Genomic DNA, 23,292 nt, shown 5'->3' with positions numbered 1-23,292 from the left:
AACTAACCAATCATTGTGTGCCCTTTCGGGTATTTATACCTTCTACTCATTACTTGTTTACCAAACAAATAAGCTATCGTTAATGTTCCAACACGACCAACAAACATTGCAATTATTAGCACAATTTTCCCTGGCTCTGACAATTCCGCAGTAATTCCAGTAGACAATCCTACTGTACTTGCTGCAGAAACGTGTTCAAATATAATGTCTATCAACATGAATTTCCCCGCTTCTATCGCTTGGTATTCGGTTACTAAAAGTGCAAAAATACCAATTAAGTTACCTACTACGAAAAATACGAAGATAGAATATGCTTTTAACACCAATTCATTGTCAATGGTTCGCTTAAAAAGCTCAACATGGGGCTTTCGTTTTATTGTGGAAACAACAGAACTTACCATAATTGCAAAGGTAGAAACCCGAATTCCACCACCAGAAGATCCCGAACTGGCACCAACAAACATTAAAAACAAGAAAAACACAATAACAGGCAAGCTTAAAGCAGAAATGTCAACTGTGCTAAATCCTGCATTTCTTGTAGTCATGGAATGAAAGAGGGTTGTGATCAATGCGCCAAAACCTGACTTACCTTCCAAACTGCGATCATATTCAAATATATAGAATACCGCAGCACCTAAAACTAAAAGAAACAATGTTGTGTAAAGTGTAATCTTGGTATCAAAGCGTAAAGTTTTCCAAGGGTATTTCATTCGTTTTCTCAAACTTTGAACACCGAAAATATCGAACAAATAAATCATTCCAAATCCTCCTAAGAAGAACAAACCTAAGGTTACCCCATGCAGTAAATAGTTATCTACGACCAAAGCATTCATCAATCCATTCGGAATAGTGGTTAAACCCGCGTTACAAAAACTCGATATAGAGTGGAACAATGAATGAAAAATTCTATCTGAAGTGTCCGCAAACATACCTGCGGGTTCTAGCAAAATAAAAACACAAACAAACCCTAAAAACTCAATAGCCAAGGTCCATTTCACAATTTTATAGAACATGGTTTCCGTATCCAGGAAGGAGGTATTGTTAACGAAATCTTCAATTACATCATGTTGTTTAATCCCAATTCCAAATTTGGCAATTAAAAGGTACAGCGCTGCAAAAGCTATGGTGTTCAAGGCGCCAACCTGAATCAAAAACAAAACAACAATTTGTCCTTTGAAAGTAAGAATATTGGCAATATCAATAGTGGCTAGCCCAGTTACGCTGGTTGAAGAAGTAGAAATAAACAGACTGTCAATAAAACTGATGTTATAACTATCCTGTGTCATCTCTGGCAGCATTAACATGCCGGTTCCAATAAGAATAATTCCAAGAATCGATAAAGTGAAAAGTAAACCCGGATGAATTTTAAAATATTGTCTAAAATCGCGCTTCTTAAAGATCTCCATAAAGATATACGCCACAAAGAACAACTGGATTGTTAAGTTCGAAAATTCTGCAAAACCCTCAAATCCAATAGATTCAAAAAAGTGCGCAGCCAAAATTATTCCAAACAAATTATAAGAAACACCTTCAACAATAAGTAATGCTACAATAATGGTTTCTAACCAATTACTCCGAATATAATGGAAAAGATTGTAGTCATAAATAAGCTTTACAAAATAGCGAATAATGTAAAAAAGAAAACTAAACTCTATGATTCGAATCAAGAACTCTTGAGATTCTTCAGTTTGCGGAAATCCATAATAATAGGTGAGCACCCCCATCATAGACAAAGCTATAATGATGTGCAACCATCTGAATAGGGAAAGTACAGCATTTTTAGAGTTGTACAGGCTTAAGTTGACCTTTTCTCTAAAATCGTTTAACATTTAATGCCTAGTTTTTTAGCCTCGTCAAATAACTCTTGAGCTTTTATAGCCACAACGCCACGGTATTCGCATACAATTCCACCTGCCAAATTAGCCATAGCAGCTAGTGTTTCGATTTTTACACCAGCGGCCAAACACAAAGTCGCAACGCTAATTACGGTATCTCCTGCACCAGAAACGTCGGATATTGTTCTCTTGTGCGCAAGAATGTGGTGTTTGCTTTCTTTGTTCTCAATAAAAACTCCATGTTCGCTTAATGTCACAAATACAATGTCTGGCTGAACTATTGATTTTAATTTTTCAATCGCCCTTTCAAACTGCTTTGGTTCCTTTGCGAAATCTATTTTCATTTGAACTCCTTCACTGAGCTCTTTTAAATTTGGCTTAAACAAAGTAACTTCTTTATAGGCCAAAAAGTTTTTTAGTTTGGGGTCAACCGTTGTTAAAACATTATATTGTTTTGTTAAGTCAATCACTTTTTCAATCAAAGATGCGGTCAGCACTCCTTTATTATAATCTTGGAAAATTAAAGCATCACACCCAGATTTCAATAAATTTTCTAAGTCAGACAGTAATGCATTTTCCTCAGATGTGGAAATATCATTGGTTTGCTCTTGATCTACGCGCAACAATTGTTGGTGGTTTCCAATTACGCGGGTTTTCACCGTGGTTTGGCGCTCTTTCGAACGAATAATTCCTGAGGTAGAAATGGCTTGCTCTTCTAAAAGTTGAAGCATTGTTTCTGCTTCTTTATCTTGACCAATAACTGTACTCATCGTCACCTGAGCACCTAAACTGATTAAATTCAGGGCTACATTTGCTGCTCCTCCCAAACGCTCTTCTCTCTTAGAGAAATTTACGATAGGAACTGGTGCTTCAGGACTCACACGATCCACTCGACCAGTAAGATATGCATCAATCATCACATCCCCTAGCACAATAATTTTTTTCGTCTTGAAATCTTCGAAAAGCGTTTCCAGTGTCATTACTTTAATTTTTGTAAAGCTGTTTTAATGCGACCCATTGCTTCGGTTAGCGTTTTTTCATCAGTTGCATAAGAAATACGCATACAGTTTGGATCTCCAAAGGCATCTCCCGTAACAACAGCTACCAAAGCCTCTTCCAACAAGTACATTGCTAAATCGTTAGCATCTTTCATTTCCTTTCCGTCATAAGATTTCCCGAAAAAGCTAGATACATCTGGAAAGAAATAAAAGGCACCTTCTGGTTCATTTACCTCCACTCCATCTATGGATTTTAGTGCATTTAAAACCAAAGTTCTTCGGCTTTTAAAAGCGGCTAACATTTCCTTCAAATAGGAAGGGTCTTTTTTCAAGGCTGCAATTGAAGCCCGTTGAGCTATAGAATTTGCACCACTTGTAAATTGCCCTTGCATTTTGTTACACGCTGCTGCTATAGCTTTTGGTGCGCCAATATATCCTATTCTCCATCCTGTCATCGCCCAAGCTTTTGACATTCCGTTAATGGTTACAGTTTGGTCATACACCTCCTCAAATTGAGCTATACTTTCATGGTTTCCAACAAAATTAATGTGCTCATAAATTTCATCAGAAATGATAGTAATATCTTTATGGTCAGCAAATGCTCTGGCAATATCTTTCAGTTCTTCTTTCGAGTAAACAGAACCCGTCGGATTACATGGAGAGGAGAAAATTATTGCTTTGGTTTTATCTGTAATCTTTGCCTTAATGGCTGCTCCCGTCACTTTAAAGTCGGTATCGATAGAGGATTCTACAATTACTGGAACACCACCTGCAACTTTTACAATTTCAATGTAAGAAACCCAATAAGGAGCCGGTATTAACACCTCATCTCCAGGGTTAACTAAACTCATCATTAGATTTGCGATAGATTGTTTAGCTCCTGTAGAAACGACAATCTGATCTAAATCATAATGCAATCCATTATCACGTTTAAATTTATCCGCAATGGCCTGACGCAATTCATCATAACCAGGAACAGGTGTATAGGTTGTATAGTTCTGCTCCATCGCTTCAACAGCAGCTTCTTTTACAAAGTCTGGCGTGTTAAAATCGGGTTCTCCCAAACTTAATGAGATAATATCTAGCCCTTGACTTTTTAGCTCACGGCTTTTACGAGACATTGCCAATGTTGCGGATTCCTCCATGGCTAACAAACGATCTGATAACTCTAACATTAAAATTATTTATTGGTTTAATTAGACAAATTTAAAATTTTTTTAGGCTTTTCCTTTGGTTTGCGAAAAGAATGATTGAAAGTAAATTTTGTTGTAGGTTTGGAGGGGGATCAAAAAAGAGTTACCAAAAGATAAAATCTTGCGGTAACTCTTTTTTGGTTTTGAACCGTTTCTACTGTTGCTGCGAGATTTTGACTCGTAGCAGCAGTTATACACTATCTCGCAGCAGCAGTTATCCCCAGTCTCATGTAACATTTATCACTCTTAACAATTGTAAAGACTTGGAATTTAAATTCATTGATTGCTTTCTTTATCTTTGTACTTATGAAAACAAAGAAAACATTAGTCATAGGAGCAAGCGAAAAAACAGATCGCTATGCCAATAAAGCAGTTAGAATGTTGCAAGAACACAATGTTCCTGTAGTTGCATTTGGAAATAAAGCGGGAAACATTAACGACACCCCGATAGCAAAAGAGTTCCCTAAAGATTCAGATATACATTCTGTCACTCTTTATTTGTCTGCTAAAAACCAGCCGTCGTATTATGATGCAATCATAGACCTAAAGCCCAAACGAGTGATTTTTAATCCAGGAACTGAAAACCCTGAATTCGAAAAGCAATTAAGCGAACATGGTATTGAGTCTGAAGTGGCTTGTACTTTAGTTTTATTGAGCACCAATAGCTATTAAAAATGAATGATAAAAATAAAGCTTGGCTTAAGAAAAGAAAGTGGGACATCGTATTTGTCGCTTTTATAGGTTTAATGTTTATTCCCAGCGTAAGGATGCCAGTGATGTCATTTGTGCAGCGTTTGTTTGCAGGCTCACCCTCTGAAATTGCTGCTGAGGATCAAAAAACAGTCAATTCTATGGACTGGATTCTTCTTGACTTAGAAGGAAAACAGCACAACTTTTCAGCTTCCCATGGAAAAATCACCATCGTAAATATGTGGGCAACTTGGTGCCCTCCGTGTGTTGCAGAAATGCCCTCTCTTCAGAAATTGTATGATAAATATGGCGATGAATTGGCGTTTTATTTTGTGAGCAATGAACAACCCTCAAAAATTGACCGCTTTATGAATGCTAAAAACTATACTTTTCCAGTGTATATACCAGCTAGCAACTACCCGAAAGAATTTGATTCCAATAGCCTACCCACAACTTATGTTTTAAATCAAGAAGGAAAAATAATCATGGAAGAAGTTGGGGCTCATGATTGGTATAGCAGTAGCTTTTTGGAGAAGGTTGATGGGATGTTGGGGAATTAGTTGTTTTTCATTTAAGTAACAGAGATTATATTCTTTTTCGCCTCCGTTTTTAAAAGATTATAGGGCTACCCTTTAAATCGTATTAAGTTCTTTCGTTTTGTCTATTTTAATATAATTATTCATTGTTGTCCGATAAAAAAAAATAAAGAGAAGTCAGCAATGCTGACTTCTCCATAAATAGTAATTTTGATTTCGCAAAAAGTCAAATTAACGATGGGTAAAAGTAACTATTTTTCAACTAAATCTGTTTTCGGACAGCTTCTTTCCTTAATTAAAGATAAAACGATAAGTGATGCTGTAAAAAAACATGATGCAGATCGTTATGTCAAAAAGTTTAAAAGTTAGGGTCACCTTTTAAGCTTGCTATTCTGCTCTTTTGCAAAATGTAATTCACTTCGAGAAGTTTCGGGAGCTATGTTAGGTTTATCAGGTAAAACGAATGCGTTTCGTTTAAAACATATTCCAAAACGGAGCACCTTATCCGATACAAATAAAAATAGAAAGGCCGAGTTTTTTGAAGAAATCTATAATAGCCTATTAATTGAGTAGCACGATTAGCCTCTTTAAGGATATTTTAAAATGTGTCGGAAGGAAGCCAAAAGAAGGAAAAAGTAAAGGAGGTGCTAAGGTACATGCTGTAATTAATGCAGATGAAATTGTACCAAGTTTAGTTTGGTTTAGTTCAGCAGCAACCCATGACCATAGTTTTTTAAAAAAGCTAGTGTGCGATGATAATACTATTACGTTTTTGACAAAGGATACAATGATTATAAAGCTTTCAGACATTTTTCTACACATAAAACTGGTTTTGTAACGCCTATCAAAGATAACGCGAGATATGACATTGTAGAAACAAATGAATTACCAGATGAGCTCCTTAGCAGTATTTTGTTAGATGAAATCATTGAGGTTGATGTTAAAGATGCACTAATACCAACAATTCAAATTTACATGAACTCTTTTAACATCGGCTTAAGCTATGATGTGAATCTGTCTCAATTGAGTGGTGCGAGTCAAAATAATGGTGGATTTGAGATTAGTCTTAAATACATCTCATTACCTAAAAAAGATTTGGTGCAAGATTCTTTTAGTAATTGGCTAAGAAAAAGCTTTTAAAGTGATGATAAAAGTGGGGAAAATCTCCTCATACCCAAAAAACAACTCCTTCAAAACAACCCAACATAATATTTATTCAAAAAAAAAGCACCCATTACATTTTTGTGTCGTTATGTAGGTATGAAAATGATACCACTATATATTATTCATTGGCCTGAAAAGATACTTTACAAAATTCGCCTATTTAGCAATGCCAAAGTACACTACCACCTACCTGCGAATCAACAAGCTAAACCTTTACTTATTTCTGTTTTATTGCTCAACTGTACCTTTAAGACCATTGATGGCCTAAATAAATTTTTCTTAAAAAAGGTTTAATAATTAAGTACATGAAGACATCAATCACACTCTCAATTACTACGATACTGCTCGCTTTCAACTGCCTAGCCCAAAGCGTGGGGATCAACACTACAGGAGCTGGGCCAGACAATTCTGCTGTTTTGGATTTGAATGCTACAGATAAAGGTTTTTTAATTACCCGAGCAGATACTGCTAATATAACTTCACCCGCTTTTGGATTAATGACTTTAGCACCAAGCGACTCTTGCTTATACATGTTTAGTGGAAACGCATGGATTGGCATGGGAGGAGGAGGAAGTAATTGCAGCTGCAGCCCCCCCGCACCGCCAAACTCTGGAAGTCCGTCTTTTACCTGCGGATCTACATCTTTAATAGATACACGTGACAATAAAACTTACGGAACGGTACAAATAGGAAATCAGTGTTGGATGAGTGAAAATTTGAATTATACTCCCACCACTGGTAACTCTTGGTGTTATCAATTAAACCCTGCTAAATGTGTCACTTATGGTAGATTATATGATTGGGATGTTGCAGCAAATAATACTTCGAGCAATACCAATCCGAGTGGTGTAAAAGGAATATGTCCAACTGGTTGGCATCTTCCAAGTGATGCAGAATGGAAAGAATTAGAAATGGGATTAGGAATGTCTCAAGCCGATGCAGACGCCACAGGATATAGAGGTACAAATGAAGGAGATCAATTAAAAACATCAAGCTGGGGTGGAAATAACTCCACTGGTTTTACAGCACTGCCGGGTGGTAGTCGCTTTAGCAGTGGTGCGAACTTCTACAACGATGGCATAGCAGGATTTTGGTGGTCAGCTACAGAGAATTCCAACATGGCCTGGAGGAGAGACATAGCTCTCACCCAAGGTAAAATTCGCCGAGTTACTAGCGATAAAGACAGTGGTTTCTCCGTAAGATGTATCAAAGATTAAAAAACAAAGAAAAATGAGAAAAACTATTCTAACGACATTCACAATCATGGCATTTGCATTTTGCAGTGATGCTCAAAACATCGGTATCAATACAATTGGAGCAACACCAGACAATTCTGCAATTTTGGATTTGAATTCAACAGATAAAGGTTTTTTAATAAGCAGAGCTGATACCTTTAATATAAACTCCCCTGCTTTTGGATTAATGACTTTAGCGCCAATTGATTCATGTTTATATATGTTTAGTGGAAATAATTGGGTAAGCATCGGTGGCGTAGGAGCCAATTGTCCTAGCCCCTCAATCCCAACTGTTACTCCACCCTCAACGAACTGTGTACCTGAAACATTTATTTACAAAGGGGTTTCTGTTACCTATGGTGCAGTATTGAGTAATGCTGCTCAACCCAGATGTTGGTTGGACAGAAACCTTGGCGCTGACCAAATAGCAACAAGCAAAAATGACCAATTGGCTTATGGTGATTTATTTCAATGGGGCAGATTGGATGATTTACATCAAAATAGAAACAGTGCTATTACAGTATTTTTCAGTGCTACAGATATACCTGGTCACGGTGATTTTATTAGGGAATATACCAATCAAAACAATGGTGATTGGCGCCAACCAAAAAACGATAACCTATGGCAAGGAGTTGCAGGCATTAACAATCCATGTCCTGCAGACTATCGACTTCCAACAGATATAGAATTAGAAGCAGAACGTATAAGTTGGTCAACGAATGATGCAACTGGTGCTTTTAATTCTCCTTTAAAACTTGCTCTTGCTGGACAAAGACTTCAAAAAACGGGTGTAGTGGTGGGCGAAGGAGAGTATGGAGTTTACTGGAGCAGTACCATCCACTCAAATAATCCTCCCAATCTCTATAGCCCTATTCGTTCAAAAGCACTTAGCTTTCATGATGATAGCGCCGGGATGGGATCCAGTAGAAGAGCTTCTGGTTTTAGCATACGTTGCATCAAAAATTAGTGATAATGCTTTTAGCAAAAGAATATTTTATAATTAAAAGACTGAAAGAATGTATATCAGAATTATTAAAATCATCATACCGACAATAACAATGCTTTATAGCCTTCTGTTTATAAACGGAAATGCAATAGCACAGAACGTTGCCATAAATTCTACTGGTGCAGCAGCTGATAATTCTGCTTTATTAGATATAAACAGCACTGACAAAGGTTTTTTAATTACAAGAGCAGAAACATCGAACATTCCTGCACCCGCGTTTGGATTAATGACTTTAGCACCAAGCGATTCTTGTTTATACATCTACAATGGTACAATGTGGACAGTTTTAGGTGGTGTAGGCGCAAATTGTCCTTGTGGTTCTTCCACTCCACCTAGTCCACTAAGAGCAGATTGTGGAACTGTTACTTTCACATACAAAGGTGCCACCGTAACCTACGGAACAGTGCTTAGTGAAACAGCTCCTGTTAGATGTTGGTTAGACAGAAACTTAGGTGCTTCTCAAGTAGCCACAAGCGACACCGATCCCTTATCCTATGGCGATATATTTCAGTGGGGAAGAGCTGATGACCTTCACCAAAACACAACAAGTGTAAATACTTCAATCACAAGTGCAATAGACGTTCCTGGACATGGTGATTATATTACAAACTCGAATTTTCCTTACGATTGGCGAATTCCACAAAATGATAACTTATGGCAAGGTCTTTCAGGAATAAATAATCCTTGCCCAACTGGTTATCGCATTCCCACTGAAGAAGAATGGTATGACGAAACAATCACTTGGATTTCTCCTGATAAAATAGGCGCTTATGCTTCGGTTTTAAAGCTCCCTATGGCTGGTTATAGAGATTTTTTTGGCACACCCTATCAAAATGGAAATACAAGTGCATACTGGAGTAGCACTATACATCCATCCTATCCAACTCGTGCACGCACATTAACCTTTAACACCAATAATGCGTCAAGTACTGCTCTCAACTATAGAGCAGTTGGTTGTAGCGTAAGATGTATAAAAGATTAATTGTTAAATTCATTGAATGAATTTTTGATGAGCTAAAAAATAAGTAATTTAAAGAACAACTATTACAGACTATGTTTTCTATGAAAAAGAGATTTAAAAATATGAAAAAGAGAGAGAAACACCTTCAGTTAAAACTACAAAAGATTAACCTTCTGTGCTTGATTCTTATATTGAACTGGTCTACATCGTTTTCACAGGAGATATCTGCTAATTTAAAACACCACTCAAATCAAGAAGTAAAACTTTTGGGTTATAATGGATTTGAAACGGTAGAATTAGCCAAAACTACAATTGATGAATCAGGTAATTTCAATCTATTATACAAAAACTATAAAGGAATGGGATATTTAGAAACATCTGATAAAAGTCAGCTGTTTATGGTTTTAAACGAGCCGAAAATTGAGATTACAGGGACGCATTTAAAAGAACCTGACAGCATAAAGTTTTCGAACAGCAATGAAAATCTACTTTTTAACCAATACGCGGTTGAACACAATCAACGAGAGCGTGCGTTGGCGGGATGGAAATTTTTATTGCCTCAGTACAAATCAGTCGAATTATTGAAACAGCAAAAAGAGTATGCTAACATAATTAAAAAAGAGATTTCACGATTAGAAAATCAAGATCAAGAATTTTTAATTCAATTGAATAAATCATCCTATGTTTCTTGGTTTCTGCCTTTGAGAAAATTATTAGATGACATTCCACTATCGGCACAGCAATACAATGAAAGAATTCCAAAAAATGTTGCAGATTTTCGAAATATTAATTTCAATGATCCTGAACTTTACCACAGTGGAATTTTAGATGATTTGATAGAAAGTCATTATTGGTTATTAGAAAATGGTGGAATGACTTTCGACAGCATGTATCTACAAATGAATATCTCCACCAATTATTTGATTAAAAATCTTGAAGGAAATGAAAAATTATTAAATGAAATAGGTGATTTTCTATTTAAGTTATTAGAAAAACGAAGCCTTTATCAAGCTTCAGAACATTTAGCGCTTAAACTTCTTACCCAAAACAGTTGCACAATAGATGATAATTTAACAAAACAAATGGAGTCTTACCGGGCAATGAAAATTGGAAATACTGCTTCTGACATTGTTTTTGAAGGTAGAAAAATGATGATGGGAACTGAAGTAAATAAAGATTTAAAGTTAAGTGATTTGAAATCAAACTATACGCTTGTAGTATTTGGCGCAAGTTGGTGCTCTCATTGTGCTCAGGAAATTCCAAGAATTAAGGAGAAGTATATTTCATGGAAACTAAGAGGCGTTGAAACGGTATTTGTTTCTCTAGATCACGATGAGCTAGAGTTTAAAAATTTCGTGAGAGATTTCCCTTTTCTTTCTTCTTGTGATTTCAAAGGATGGGACAACCAAGCCGCACAAGATTATTATGTCAATGCTGCTCCTACTCTATTTCTACTAGATAGTGAAAGAAAAATTATACTTAGACCTGCTTCTGTAGAACAAGTCGATGCATGGGTGAATTATACCTTAACTACTAAAAATTAAATTATGAAGCCAGTCAAAAACTTTCTTATTCCGTTAATTTTAATTGTTAGTTATCAACTCTCAAATAATTTAAGCGCCCAAAACAGTTTAATCATATTAAACGGTGCCAATATTGTTATGGACGGTTCTCAATCAAGCCAAACTTACATTGTAGTTGGGGAGGCTAATCCTTCGGGAATAACAAGACTGCCACAAGGAGGCCATATTCATTCAGAAAATCAATATAACTATGTAAAGTGGCTTTCAGGAATAGCAACAGGAAGTTATACTTTCCCATTTGGAGTGGGAGTCAATGCAACAGATTATATTCCATTTGTCTTTAATAAAACTGCGGGAAATAACAATATCAGTGTATCAACTTGGTCAACTGACCAGCAAAACTTGCCGCATCCAGCCGCTACAAACGTGGCTGCGGTTGGTAATATGACAGGAATAACAGACTCTGTTTTGTATGCATTAGATCGTTTTTGGGATATTCAAGCCAGTGGAAACACTGCCGATTTAACTTTCTCGTATTTAGGTGTAGAAAACACAACGAGTGCCCCAAATGGTGCAATTCAAGCACAGCATTGGAACGGTACTTCTTGGGATGCACCTGTTGGACCAGGAATAGCTGGTGTTACTACTGGAGTTGGTTCTTTAGGACCAATATTAGGTCAAAACACATTCTCTCCATGGACTCTAATTGTCCCTTGTGCGGTAGATTCTGTTTCTCAAAACCTTTTCATTTGTCAAGGTGAAAGCATAAGTGTTGGAACAAATACCTATTCAAATGCTGGTGTATATGTAGATAATCTAATCAATATTTTAGGATGTGATAGTGTTGTAACAACTCATTTGACCATAAGTCCAACATCAAATGGAACTGATGTACAGTCGGCTTGCTACAGCTATACTTGGATTGATGGGGTTACATATACTGCAAACAACACCACTGCAACCCATACTATAATTGGAGGATCAGCAAATGGCTGTGACTCCATTGTAACTCTTGATTTAACAATAAATATTGAAGTTACAGGAACAGATACACAAACAGCTTGTGACAGTTATACGTGGATTGATGGAATTACCTATTCTTCAGATAACAATACAGCAACCCATACGATAACCGGAGGAGCAGCAAATGGTTGTGATTCTATTGTAACATTAGATTTAACAATTGTTAGTCCACCTAACGTAACTGCAACTAGCAACAGCCCAATTTGTCAAGGGGGAATTTTAAGCCTCAATGCAACAACAATAAATAGCGCTTCTTATGTATGGACTGGACCAAACAACTTCACAAGTCAGAGCCAAAACCCGACAATCAACAACACAAGCACGGCCAACTCTGGAACCTATGAGGTGATTACTTCACTTGGAAACAACTGCAATGATACATCACAAGTAAATGTAAATATTAACCCTACTCCTGTTCTCAGTGCTACAATTATACAAGATAGTTGTGAAACCTATACAGGTCAAATAGTACTTAATCCTAGTTCACCAAATCCTCCTTTCACTTATTCTTGGAATAATGGAAGTACTGATTCTTTTATATCAGAACTTTCTGAGGGAACTTATGACGTAACTGTATCAGATGCTGTTTCGTGCAGTGTTACTAAATCTTTCGAAATTTACAACAATACAGATGGATGCGAGTGTTTCATCTATGTTGCGAATGCATTTTCACCAAATAGTGACGGCAACAATGATTTTATTCCTGTTAGAGGTTTTTGCATTACGAATGTTTCCTTTAAAATATTCAACCATTGGGGGAATTTAGTCTTTGAAACTAATATGCTAAATGACGGCTGGGACGGATATTACAAAGGGAACCTTCAAAATTCTGGTGTTTACGCTTACATATTAGAAGCTACTTTTGAAAATGGAAAAACCATAGTAGAAAGCGGAGATATAAACTTAATTAGATAAGCAATTTATGCACTTATTATAGGAAATAACTTTAGAGTTAAAAAAACAAGACCATGAAAAACACTATACTTTTTACAATTGCAATGCTGCTATTTGTTAGCTATAAAGTCTATGCTCAAGATGTTCACTTTTCACAACTCCAAAGCACTCCACTCCTTCACAATCCTTCCTTTGCAGGGAATTCTGGAGGAGACTTGAGGGCCATTGTGAATTACAGATCTCAATGGGGAAGTGTTATTTCATCTCCTTTCCAATCTTTTGGAGCAAGTTTCGATACACGCTTTAAAAAAGGCTTAAATGGTAGTGAAAGTCACTTGGCTGGAGGATTCTCCATGTTTTCCGATGTAGCAGGAAATTCAAAAATGCGCACAACCTTGGTGAATTTTACTTTTGCTGCACATGTTAAAATTAATAGTAAGAGCTTCTTTTCTGGCGGACTCCAAGGAGGTTTTAATCAAAAAAGCATAGATAAAAGCGATTTGCGTTTTGATAATCAATTTGAAGGAACAGGACATAATCCCGCGATAAATCCAAATGAAGATTTATCAAATATTTCTGAAATTAGTCCAACTATTTCTGGAGGAATTTCTTATTTATGGTCTGATATTTTTAGTCAACCAGCTACTGGAAGTAAGAAAATTAATGTGGGAGTTGCCGTTTACCATTACAACCAACCGCGCTATCATAAAATCAGTCAAGAAGACCTAGGTTTAAAGTTCATCACTAGTTTCAACAGTTCATTTGGGCTTTCTTCTTCTCAATGGGCAGTTCAACCAGCAGCTTACTTGGCTTTACAAAACAAAGCACTTGACATTGTATTTGGCTCCTTGTTAAATTATAATTTGAACGAAGGTTCTAAAAGTCATAACAAATCTTCATCAATAGCTTTTGGAGCCTATTATCGCGTTGCTGATGCTTTTATTCCAACTGTACAAGTACAATGGGATTCTTTTGTTTTAGGATTAAGCTACGATATTAATGCTTCTCAACTAAGAAATGCCAGTAACGGTAAAGGGGGATTTGAAATCAGTCTTAAATTCATTTCTCAGAAATCGGCTTTTGGAAATAAAGCAAATACACGATTTTATTGATCTCTATAAATAGAAAATTCATCCTACTACTTCTGTAGGATGAACCACTATTTTTTAAAAAAATATATTTTAAGCAGGAACGTAATTATATTGTTTTCCTTCGATATCTTTTAACCACAATTCTCTGTTTTTCAATCGGATAATTTTGAACTCTTCAATATTGTTTACACCATCCTCTTTGTAAGTGAAGCTAATGTATTCCTTGTCTTTAATGAAGTCCCAAGTACCGATAGTTTCAATTTTGTTATCTTCAATTATCTCAAAAGAACCACTCTTGCTTATAGAAAGTACATCTTGCGATTGAACAAGTTGTTCTACACCTGCTGCAGAAATCTCTTTTTCTACCCTCCATTCCCCAGAAATCCTTGCTTTCTTAGTTAATAACGAAAGAGCCGGACCTTCATCGTATTTTTTACAAGCTGTAAAAACGAAGGCTACACTCAAAATCGCGAGAAAAAATTTAAAATTGTTTTTCATTTTATTTATTATCGATTATTGCTCAAAAATATTGTTTAGAACCCATAACACAAAATTTAGAGCTTCTTATTTAATGAGTTGATTAAAAAAAGGTGAATATCTCAAAGTCCTTCAATTTCACCATAGCATTCATCTTATTTAAAAAAACGACGACTCTCTCCAAACTCATCCTCCAACAACATCTCCTTATTTCTCAGTTTCTTGATTTTAAAAGTCTTGTAAGAAGTAGGATTAAACAAGTCGTTAGTAATATAAATCTCCTCTTTGTCTTTTATAAATTCCCAATTACCAGTAATTTCGGTGCTGTCCTCGAAATAAGTAATTACTCCATCTCTATAAATTTCCATTTTTTGAATTCCGTCCGTTTCGTATTCTTCGCCAGCAGAAGAATAATACAATTCTTTTTCCCACTCTCCTGTAATTCTAAACTTTTTGGTATAGATAGTAATACTTGGTCCCGCTTCATATTTCACGCAGGAAGAGAACACTAGAACAACTGATAAAACTGTAAATAGAAATTTGAGAATATTTTTCATAATACTAGTCATTTTCAATGATTATTGTTTAGGATTTATTTATTAACGTCGTTTGCGCTGTCGAAAAATCGCAAATCTTCAACAATCTACCAATAATAATTAAAAAACCAACCACGTTAAACATTAAACCATAATAATTAAACATTAATAAGCTTCTCCTTCAAAAATTTGCCTGTATAACTTTCTTTAATTTTCACCAAATCTTCTGGAGTTCCTTGCGCTACTAAATTACCTCCATTCACTCCACCATCTGGACCTAAATCTATAACCCAATCTGCGTTTTTCACCACATCCATATCGTGTTCTATTATCACAACAGAATGGCCAATTTCAATTAAGCGATTTAATGAAATCAATAATTTATTTACATCATCGAAGTGCAGTCCTGTGGTGGGTTCATCAAAAATGAATAACGTTTTGGTTGGATTTTTTGCTTTCACTAAGAAAGAAGCTAACTTTATTCTTTGGGCTTCTCCCCCCGATAATGTTGACGACGATTGTCCCATCGTTAAATAGCCTAATCCAACATCTACCAAAGGTTGAATTTTATCAACTATTTTCTTTTCGAGATTACCTTCCTTAGATTTGAAAAAAGTCAATGCTTCGTCAATATCCATTGCTAAAAGGTCGGCTATCGACTTCTCTTCATATTTAATTTCTAAAGCCTCATTTTTATACCGCGATCCATTACACGCTTCACAGGTCAATTGGATATCTGCCATAAATTGCATAGAAACAGTAATCAAACCTTCACCTTCGCAAACTTCGCATCTTCCTCCAGGAACGTTGAAACTAAAGTAACCCGGTTTCAGATTTCTCATTTTTGCCAATTTCAAACGAGAGTATAAGGTTCTGATTTCATCAAAAGCTTTTACATAAGTAACAGGATTACTTCTCGAAGAACGCCCAATCGGGTTTTGATCTACAAATTCGATAGCTTCAACTTGTGAAAAATCGCCTGTGATTTCTGTGTGTTTTCCAATAGCATTTCCGTGAATTCCTAATTGCTTTGACAAAGCTGGGTAAAGAATATCTTTAATCAAAGTCGATTTCCCAGATCCACTCACTCCCGTAACACAAACCATTCCGTGCAATGGGATTTTAACACTGATTTTCTTCAAATTATTTTCAGAAGCTTCAATAACATGAATGGCATCTTTTAACTTTCTTCTTCTTTTAGGAACAGGAATTTCTACTTTTCCTGTTAAGTAATCTGCCGTTAAACTGTTTTTGGCATTCACCAATTCTTTGTGCGTTCCTTGAAAAACGAGTTCTCCACCATTCACACCAGCCAAAGGACCAATATCGAGAATTTCATCAGCCGATTTCATAATGGCCTCTTCGTGTTCCACAATGATTACAGTATTTCCTAGGCTTTTCAATTCATTTAAAACACCTACTAATTTTTCAATATCTTTTGGGTGTAGTCCTATACTTGGTTCATCCAAAATATACATTGACCCCACCAAACTACTTCCTAATGAGGTTGCTAAATTAATGCGTTGAGATTCTCCACCAGATAATGTATTGGCTTGTCTATTAAGCGTTAAATATCCTAAACCAACTTCATTCAACCAATTTAACCTGCTTTGAATTTCAACCAGAATTCGTTTTCCTATTTCTAATTGTTGCTCATCCAGTTCAATATTTTTAAAGAATTCCAAGTTGTCCTCAATTGAAGTTAAGATCATTTCTGAAATATTCTTCCCTCCTAACCTAACATAATTGGCATCTTTTCTAAGGCGTGTTCCTTTACAATCTGGACATTTCGTTTTTCCACGATAACGCGCCAACATCACACGCACATGAATTTTGTACTTCTTTGTGTTTAAATATTCGAAAAAATCATTTATTCCATCAATTCCCTTTCTACCATTCCAAAGAATATCATATTCTTCATCCGTTAAATCTTTAATCGGACGGTGAATTGGAAAGCCAATCGAGGCCGACTGAGCAATAAAATCGTTCAAATATTGTCCCATTTTTTCACCTTTCCACGGCACAACTGCTTGATCGTAAAGTGAACGAGATCGATCGGGAATAACCAAATCTTCATCCACTCCAATTACGGATCCAAACCCTTCACAAGTTCCACAAGCTCCGTAAGGATTATTGAAAGTGAAAAAATGCAAATTAGGTTCCGCAAACTGCATTCCGTCTAATTCAAAACGATTAGAAAACGGAAAAATCTCTTCATTTTTCGGAAAGTAAATCCAACATTCGCCATTACCTTCTGCAAAACTCAACTGAACAGAATCTCCAATTCTGGATTGATGATCTTCATCTTCTTTTCTAACCCCCAAACGGTCGATCACCAATTCTAAATCCTTTATCTTCTTGGGAGGATTTTCAATTGCCTCATCAACTCTTAAAACCTTCCCATCTAATCGAACACGTGCAAAACCTTGTTCTTTAAAAATATTTAATTGTCGTTCAATTCCGTAACGTTCATAGTTTTTCACAGGAGACAGAATCATAAATTTCTCACCTTCCTCTCGGCTATTGATTAAATCCACAACATCTGTTACATCATGCTTTTTCACTTCATTACCGCTAATGGGGGAATAGGTTTTCCCTACGCGTGCGAAAAGCACTTTCAAATAATCATATATTTCCGTCACCGTTCCCACAGTAGAACGTGGATTTGTTGAGGTCACCTTTTGCTGAATTGCAATGGCAGGAGCTACTCCTTTAATGAAATCAACACTGGGCTTATCGAGTTTTCCGAGGAATTGTCTGGCATACGCTGATAAACTCTCAATGTAACGACGCTGACCCTCGGCATACAATGTATCGAAAGCCAAAGAGGATTTCCCAGAACCCGACAATCCTGTAATTACAGTCATTTTTCCATGTGGAATTTTGACTTCAATGTTTTTAAGATTGTGTTCTTTTGCGCCCTTTATATGTATAAATTCTGTCCTCATTAGTTAATTACGAATTACGAATTGTCAATTATTCCTCCTCCTGTTCTTCCAACAATTGCTTATTGTATATCTCGGAGTAAACACCGCCTAAAGCCAAAAGTTCATCATGAGTTCCTTCTTCGATTTTCCCACCATCTTCCAACACTAAGATTCTATCTGCATTTCTGATAGAAGAAACACGGTGACTTACGATTAATGAAGTTGTTCCCTGAAGTGTTTCCTTTAAGTTATTTAAAATTATCTCTTCAGTTTCCGTATCCACAGCAGAAAGACAATCATCAAAAATCAACAGCTTCGGCTTTCTAATTAATGCTCTCGCAATACTAATTCTTTGTTTTTGTCCACCACTCAAATTCACACCACGTTCTCCTAAAACGGTATCTAAACCTTGTTTAAAGTCTTTGATGTTATGCCAAACATGGGTAGTTTCCAACACTTCAATCACCTCTTTTTCTGTTGCTTCTTGATCTGCCGCCAATCCAAACATTACATTATTTCGAATAGAATCTGAAAACAAGAAAACCCCTTGCGGAACAACACCAGCTTCTTTCCTAAAATCATTCACATTGATGGATTTCAAATCCTCACCATCAATTTTAATTGTTCCTGAAGTAGGATCGAACTGACGCATTAAAAGGTTGATGACACTGGTTTTTCCTGACCCTGTTCTTCCGATGATGGCCAATGTTTCTCCTTGTTTAATCTCAAAACTCAAATCTTTTACCGCTTGAATACCTGAGGTAGGAAAAGTATAGCTTACGTTTTCAAACGCTATATCTCCTTTAAAATGGAAAGGTGAATTATTGGTGTTTTTAACATCTGGCTTTTCACTTAAAAACTCATTAATTCGCTCCTGACTTGCGGCAGCCCTTTGAATCATAGAAGTAACCCAACCCACACTCGCCAAAGGCCATGTGAGCATATTTACGTAGAAAATAAACTCAACAATATTTCCCGCCGTCAATCCACTTTGTGTTTCAAAGGAAAGGATTCCCCCAAAATAGATGGTCATAATGGTACTTAGACCAATTAAGAAAGTGATGGTAGGCATAAAAAAAGCATTGGTCTTCACCAAATCCATGTGTCTGGCCAAATATCCTTTGGCATCGATATTAAAATCTGCTTGAAACTTATCTTCTGCACCATAAGCTTTTAATACCGTAATTCCAGAAAACGACTCTTGTACTTTCGTTGAAATTTTCGATTGCTGCTGTTGTACTTTTACACTTTGTCTATTTACAATACTCGAAACTTTGTAAATAATAAAAGTTAGTAAAGGAAGAGGAATCAAAGTGTATAAGGTCAATTCTGGACTAATATTTACCATAAAGGTTACGGTAAAAGCAAAGAGAATTGTTGTACTGATGGTATACATTATTCCTGGCCCAAGATATTGTCTTACATAAGAAACATCTTCAGAGATTCTGTTCATTAAATCTCCTGTGTTGTTTCTTTTATAAAAGTTGTAAGAAAGCCTTTGATATTGATCATAAATTTCGTTTTTCAAATCATATTCAATATAGCGAGAAACAACGATAATGGTTTGGCGCTGCATGAATAAAAATATCCCTTTACCCAATGACAGCAGGATGTACATTCCACCCAAAGACAGCGCAAATTTCAACCAATTATCTGCATCAAATCCTGTTTTAAATTGATCTACTGCATCACCTACAATTAATGGCATGTTCACATAAAGAAAATTAGATCCTAGAATGAACAAAACACCCAATAAAAGGCGCCATTTGTACTTAAAAAAATATTTGTTGAGATAGCTTAGAGACTTCATCTATTAATTTCCTATTTTTGCACAACGAATGAGCATTTTTGTTCTACAAAAGTAGCCATTTGATTTTATATGAAGTATAAAAAGCGTAATACAATGATAGAAACAAGAAAAGTTACCGCTGAGGATTTGGTAGACAATCCAGTCATTGCAGCAATGAGTGAATATGATCACGAGCAACTATTATTTTGTAATGATAATGCAACGGGATTAAAAGCAATTATAGCCGTACACAACACGACTTTAGGACCTGCTTTGGGAGGAACCAGAATGTGGATGTACAACAACGAACTTGAGGCAATAAACGACGTTTTGCGTTTGTCTCGTGGTATGACTTACAAAAACTCTATCTCTGGATTAAATTTGGGAGGTGGTAAAGCTGTAATCATTGGTAATTCTAAAACCATGAAATCGGAAGCTTTATTCCGCAGATTTGGAAAGTTTGTAAACGGACTTGCAGGAAGATACATCACTGCAGAAGACGTTGGAATTTCTCCAATTGACATGACTTGGGTAAACATGGAAACTGACCACGTTGTTGGATTACCAGGGAAAAGTGGAGATCCATCTCCAATTACTGCTTTAGGAACCTATGTAGGAATGAAGGCATGTGCTAAAAAACAATTCGGAAACGATAGTTTAGCAGGTAAAAAGATAGCCGTTCAAGGTGTTGGACACGTGGGAGAATACCTTGTGAAACACTTACGTGAAGAAAATGCAGAAGTTTATATTTCTGATATTGATGAAGGAACTTTAAAACACGTTTCTGAAACTTACGGAGCGAAAGTTGTTGGTTTAGATGAAATTTATGACATCGACATGGACATTTATGCACCATGTGCACTTGGCGCAACCGTGAATGACGATACACTTTCTCGTTTGAAATGTTCTATCATCGCTGGTTCTGCAAATAACCAATTGGCAAACGAAGTAAAACACGGTCAAGCAGTGCTCGACAAAGGAATTATTTATGCTCCTGATTATGCAATTAATGCAGGTGGTGTAATTAATGTTTATGCTGAGTTAACAAGCAACACTTCTGAGTGGGCATTGCAAAAAGCAGAAGGAATTTACGATACAATTTACGAAATTATAAAACGTTCAACAGACGAAAACATTCCAGCTTATGCTATTGCTAATAAAGTAGCTGAGGAAAGAATAGCTGCTGTTGGTAAAGTTAAATTACCTTACTAAGATAGATGTTAAACAGAAGACACTTACGTATAAAAGTACTCCAAACGCTTTATGCTTTTTCTCAGCATGAGGACAAAGAGTTTTTGTGGGCTAAAAAAGAACTATTCAAAGCAGTAGACCAAATGTATGAATTGTACATTTCGCTACTCATGATTTTCCCTGAATTAAAATTAAAGGGAGAACATCGTGTGGATGAGAATAAAAAGAAGATGTTACCTTCAGAGGAGGATATTAATCCGAATCTGAAGTTTATTGACAACAAAATTATTCAAATCCTTGAAGAGAGTGCAGAATTACGTCATCAAGCAGAAGACCTCAAAGCCAATTGGATTGGTGATGATCGTCAGGAATTGATGCGTAAAATGTACAATCACATCCGTCAATCTGAGGTTTACTTCGAATTCATGAACAATGAAAAAGAAGGCTTTGAGGAAGACAAAGAGTTTATGGTTCAGTTGTTTAAAACGGAGATAGCCAACTTTCCACTTTTATATGACTTCTTAGAAGAAAGAAGCGTGTACTGGATGGATGATATCGACTTGGCTTGTTCAATGGTGATTAAGACCCTCAAGTCTTTTAAAGAAGACAGTGAGGAATATTCTATTCTCCCCTTATACAAGCCCAATGATGATGAGGAAGACTTTATTGCCGACCTACTGAGACAAGCGATCAAAAATCGTCCAGAAAACTTAAAGATTATCGATGATTTAACCCAAAACTGGGAACTTGATCGTATCGCAAAAATGGATGTTTTGTTAATGGAGTTGGCAATTACTGAATTAACAACTTTCAGCAATATTCCCACAAAGGTTACTTTGAACGAGTACATTGAAATTTCAAAATTTTATAGTACGCCAAAAAGTAATTTATTCATTAACGGAATCCTAGACAAAGCGATTACAAAACTTGAAGGTACAGGCGACATTCAAAAAGTGGGACGCGGTTTAATGAAATAAAAACGAAAAGATGAAAAAAGTATTTTTAATGACGGCTCTTTCTTTGGGTCTTCTCTCTTGTGGAGGTGGAGAAACCGAAGCACAGGTTGGACAATATACAACGATTGAGGTTCAAGAATTGTATAATGCTGGCTCTGTTGCCAAAGGAGAAATTGTTGAGGCAGAAATTGAAGTAAAAAACACAGGAGACTATCCGTTAGTTATAGCAAACATTTCTGCTGCCTGCGCATGTACTGTTTCTGAATACAGTGAAGATCCTATTAAACCAGGCGAAACAACAATCATTAAAGCTTCTGTAAACACAGATGAGACAGGAAAAGGTGTAATTAAAAAACCAATTTCTATATTGGCCAATACAAGACCATCAGCAACTGTTGTAATGATTCAAGCGACAGTTTTAGACTAGCGCAGACAATAGAAGAATATTTAATAATTAAATTAAAAAGTAAGTTATGGGTGAAGGAGGAATGCAATTAGTAATGTTGCTACTTATCTTAGGAGTATTTTATTTCTTTATGATACGTCCGCAGATGAAGAAGCAAAAAGAGCTTAAAAAATTCCGTGAAAGCTTAGCTGTTGGTGACAAAGTTGTTACTATTGGTGGTATTCATGGAAAAGTTTTAGAAATTGGTGACACAACCATTCTGTTAAGTTGCGAAGGAAGTGCAAAGATTCGTGTAGAGAAATCTGCTGTTTCTACTGGGACTGATGAACAGCAATTAGCTCAAGTAAACAAATAATTAGTCTTTGTAAGAAAACTTTACAAGCCTTGTCTTTGAAGTCTTCTTATCAAAGGCCTAAGAATATTGAACTTTCTAAATCAGAAATTAAGTTCTATTAAAATATTAAAAGACCAGTTTTGACATCATGTCGGAACTGGTCTTTTTGGTTTTGGCTACCACGAGAAAAAAATCTCGCGGTAGCACTCAAAGCTTGATGACATCTGATCAGACTAAGGGATAACATGGATTAAAGTGATGTAGAAAAAAAGTTACCACAAGATGGAATCTTGCAGTAACTTTTTTTATGGTTAGCGAGGTCAAAAAAATGGTTATAAATTTTAAATGCTTGTCGGTAACTTTACCAGCTATTTAGTATGCTACAATAAAAGGAATACCTTTAACCCGCTTTATTCATCAGCTAGTTTTAACCAATTAAGAAAGGAGAAATATAAATTTCAATTTTTAACTAAGCGTTATTGTCTATTTTATTGATTTAATTTCTCACTTTTTGAGCGTGTTTTTCT

21 protein-coding genes are annotated in these 23,292 nt (G+C 36.0%); 14 read left to right on the top strand and 7 right to left on the bottom strand.

Features of this window, described 5'->3' with window-relative positions; translation table 11 throughout:
• Positions 1-2: 2 nt before the first annotated feature.
• From DIT68_RS13960 to DIT68_RS13950, 3 genes are read right to left on the bottom strand one after another with little or no spacing between them, the layout of a single operon-like run.
• On the bottom strand, positions 3-1,829 hold the full coding sequence (locus DIT68_RS13960; RefSeq protein WP_109360436.1) for a TrkH family potassium uptake protein: 1,827 nt from the start codon (positions 1,827-1,829) through the stop codon (positions 3-5).
• Positions 1,823-2,815, bottom strand: a complete 993-nt coding sequence (locus DIT68_RS13955; RefSeq protein WP_109360435.1) for a bifunctional heptose 7-phosphate kinase/heptose 1-phosphate adenyltransferase — start codon at positions 2,813-2,815, stop codon at positions 1,823-1,825. The genes DIT68_RS13960 and DIT68_RS13955 overlap by 7 nt, the downstream gene beginning before the upstream one ends.
• A complete protein-coding gene (locus tag DIT68_RS13950) occupies positions 2,815-4,008 on the bottom strand; it encodes a pyridoxal phosphate-dependent aminotransferase (RefSeq protein ID WP_109360434.1) in 1,194 nt (397 codons plus the stop codon). Before DIT68_RS13950 ends, DIT68_RS13955 begins: the two co-directional genes overlap by 1 nt.
• Before the next feature lie 324 nt (positions 4,009-4,332).
• Here DIT68_RS13950 and DIT68_RS13945 point away from each other — a divergent pair, with 324 nt between their 5' ends.
• From DIT68_RS13945 to DIT68_RS13895, 10 genes are all read left to right on the top strand, one after another.
• Positions 4,333-4,698 (top strand): CoA-binding protein, encoded by a 366-nt coding sequence (locus DIT68_RS13945; protein ID WP_109360433.1) that lies wholly within the window; start codon positions 4,333-4,335, stop codon positions 4,696-4,698.
• A gap of 2 nt (positions 4,699-4,700) precedes the next feature.
• Positions 4,701-5,276: a TlpA family protein disulfide reductase gene (locus DIT68_RS13940; RefSeq protein WP_109360432.1), complete on the top strand. Its 576-nt coding sequence runs from the start codon at positions 4,701-4,703 to the stop codon at positions 5,274-5,276.
• Positions 5,277-5,489: 213 nt separating this feature from the next.
• Positions 5,490-5,621, top strand: coding sequence for a DUF4372 domain-containing protein (locus DIT68_RS16590; RefSeq protein ID WP_233244202.1), 132 nt, complete (start codon positions 5,490-5,492; stop codon positions 5,619-5,621).
• A gap of 606 nt (positions 5,622-6,227) precedes the next feature.
• Positions 6,228-6,392 carry a hypothetical protein gene (locus tag DIT68_RS13930; RefSeq protein ID WP_109360496.1) on the top strand — a complete coding sequence of 55 codons (165 nt, stop codon included), beginning with the start codon at positions 6,228-6,230 and terminating at the stop codon, positions 6,390-6,392.
• A 329-nt stretch (positions 6,393-6,721) separates the two neighbouring features.
• A complete protein-coding gene (locus DIT68_RS13920) occupies positions 6,722-7,633 on the top strand; it encodes an FISUMP domain-containing protein (RefSeq protein WP_109360430.1) in 912 nt (303 codons plus the stop codon).
• A gap of 13 nt (positions 7,634-7,646) precedes the next feature.
• The gene (locus DIT68_RS13915) at positions 7,647-8,618 is read left to right on the top strand and encodes a fibrobacter succinogenes major paralogous domain-containing protein (RefSeq protein ID WP_109360429.1); all 972 of its coding nucleotides are present in this window, start codon (positions 7,647-7,649) and stop codon (positions 8,616-8,618) included.
• Positions 8,619-8,667: 49 nt separating this feature from the next.
• The gene (locus tag DIT68_RS13910; protein WP_109360428.1) at positions 8,668-9,639 is read left to right on the top strand and encodes an FISUMP domain-containing protein; all 972 of its coding nucleotides are present in this window, start codon (positions 8,668-8,670) and stop codon (positions 9,637-9,639) included.
• A 101-nt stretch (positions 9,640-9,740) separates the two neighbouring features.
• Positions 9,741-11,162, top strand: coding sequence for a peroxiredoxin family protein (locus tag DIT68_RS13905; protein WP_158276196.1), 1,422 nt, complete (start codon positions 9,741-9,743; stop codon positions 11,160-11,162).
• A gap of 3 nt (positions 11,163-11,165) precedes the next feature.
• The gene (locus tag DIT68_RS13900; RefSeq protein ID WP_109360426.1) at positions 11,166-13,079 is read left to right on the top strand and encodes a T9SS type B sorting domain-containing protein; all 1,914 of its coding nucleotides are present in this window, start codon (positions 11,166-11,168) and stop codon (positions 13,077-13,079) included.
• Between the two features lie 53 nt (positions 13,080-13,132).
• The gene (locus DIT68_RS13895; protein WP_109360425.1) at positions 13,133-14,170 is read left to right on the top strand and encodes a PorP/SprF family type IX secretion system membrane protein; all 1,038 of its coding nucleotides are present in this window, start codon (positions 13,133-13,135) and stop codon (positions 14,168-14,170) included.
• 69 nt (positions 14,171-14,239) lie between these two features.
• Here the strand turns inward: DIT68_RS13895 and DIT68_RS13890 are convergent, their stop codons facing one another.
• The 4 genes from DIT68_RS13890 to DIT68_RS13875 all read right to left on the bottom strand — a co-directional run bounded on the left by DIT68_RS13890 (position 14,240) and on the right by DIT68_RS13875 (position 19,899).
• Positions 14,240-14,647 (bottom strand): hypothetical protein, encoded by a 408-nt coding sequence (locus tag DIT68_RS13890; RefSeq protein ID WP_109360424.1) that lies wholly within the window; start codon positions 14,645-14,647, stop codon positions 14,240-14,242.
• Between the two features lie 134 nt (positions 14,648-14,781).
• The gene (locus tag DIT68_RS13885) at positions 14,782-15,183 is read right to left on the bottom strand and encodes a hypothetical protein (protein ID WP_146194231.1); all 402 of its coding nucleotides are present in this window, start codon (positions 15,181-15,183) and stop codon (positions 14,782-14,784) included.
• Between the two features lie 137 nt (positions 15,184-15,320).
• On the bottom strand, positions 15,321-18,110 hold the full coding sequence (gene uvrA, locus DIT68_RS13880; protein WP_109360422.1) for an excinuclease ABC subunit UvrA: 2,790 nt from the start codon (positions 18,108-18,110) through the stop codon (positions 15,321-15,323).
• Positions 18,111-18,138: 28 nt separating this feature from the next.
• Entirely contained in the window at positions 18,139-19,899 is a 1,761-nt protein-coding gene (locus tag DIT68_RS13875) for an ABC transporter ATP-binding protein (RefSeq protein WP_109360421.1), read from the bottom strand.
• Between the two features lie 93 nt (positions 19,900-19,992).
• Between DIT68_RS13875 and DIT68_RS13870 the strand changes: the two genes are divergently transcribed.
• From DIT68_RS13870 to yajC, 4 genes are read left to right on the top strand one after another with little or no spacing between them, the layout of a single operon-like run.
• Complete coding sequence (locus DIT68_RS13870; RefSeq protein ID WP_109360495.1) at positions 19,993-21,090, top strand: Glu/Leu/Phe/Val dehydrogenase dimerization domain-containing protein; 1,098 nt, start codon at positions 19,993-19,995, stop codon at positions 21,088-21,090.
• 5 nt (positions 21,091-21,095) lie between these two features.
• Positions 21,096-22,046: a transcription antitermination protein NusB gene (locus tag DIT68_RS13865; RefSeq protein WP_109360420.1), complete on the top strand. Its 951-nt coding sequence runs from the start codon at positions 21,096-21,098 to the stop codon at positions 22,044-22,046.
• Between the two features lie 10 nt (positions 22,047-22,056).
• Positions 22,057-22,452 carry a DUF1573 domain-containing protein gene (locus DIT68_RS13860; RefSeq protein ID WP_109360419.1) on the top strand — a complete coding sequence of 132 codons (396 nt, stop codon included), beginning with the start codon at positions 22,057-22,059 and terminating at the stop codon, positions 22,450-22,452.
• 46 nt (positions 22,453-22,498) lie between these two features.
• Complete coding sequence (gene yajC, locus DIT68_RS13855; RefSeq protein WP_233244201.1) at positions 22,499-22,786, top strand: preprotein translocase subunit YajC; 288 nt, start codon at positions 22,499-22,501, stop codon at positions 22,784-22,786.
• The last annotated feature ends 506 nt before the right edge of the window (positions 22,787-23,292 follow it).

The organism is Brumimicrobium oceani (assembly GCF_003143775.1).
In the GTDB taxonomy this organism is placed as follows: Bacteria; Bacteroidota; Bacteroidia; order Flavobacteriales_D; family Crocinitomicaceae; genus Brumimicrobium; species Brumimicrobium oceani.
The sequence above is the reverse complement of the archived record's forward strand: the minus strand, read 5'-3'. Positions and strand labels throughout refer to the sequence as shown.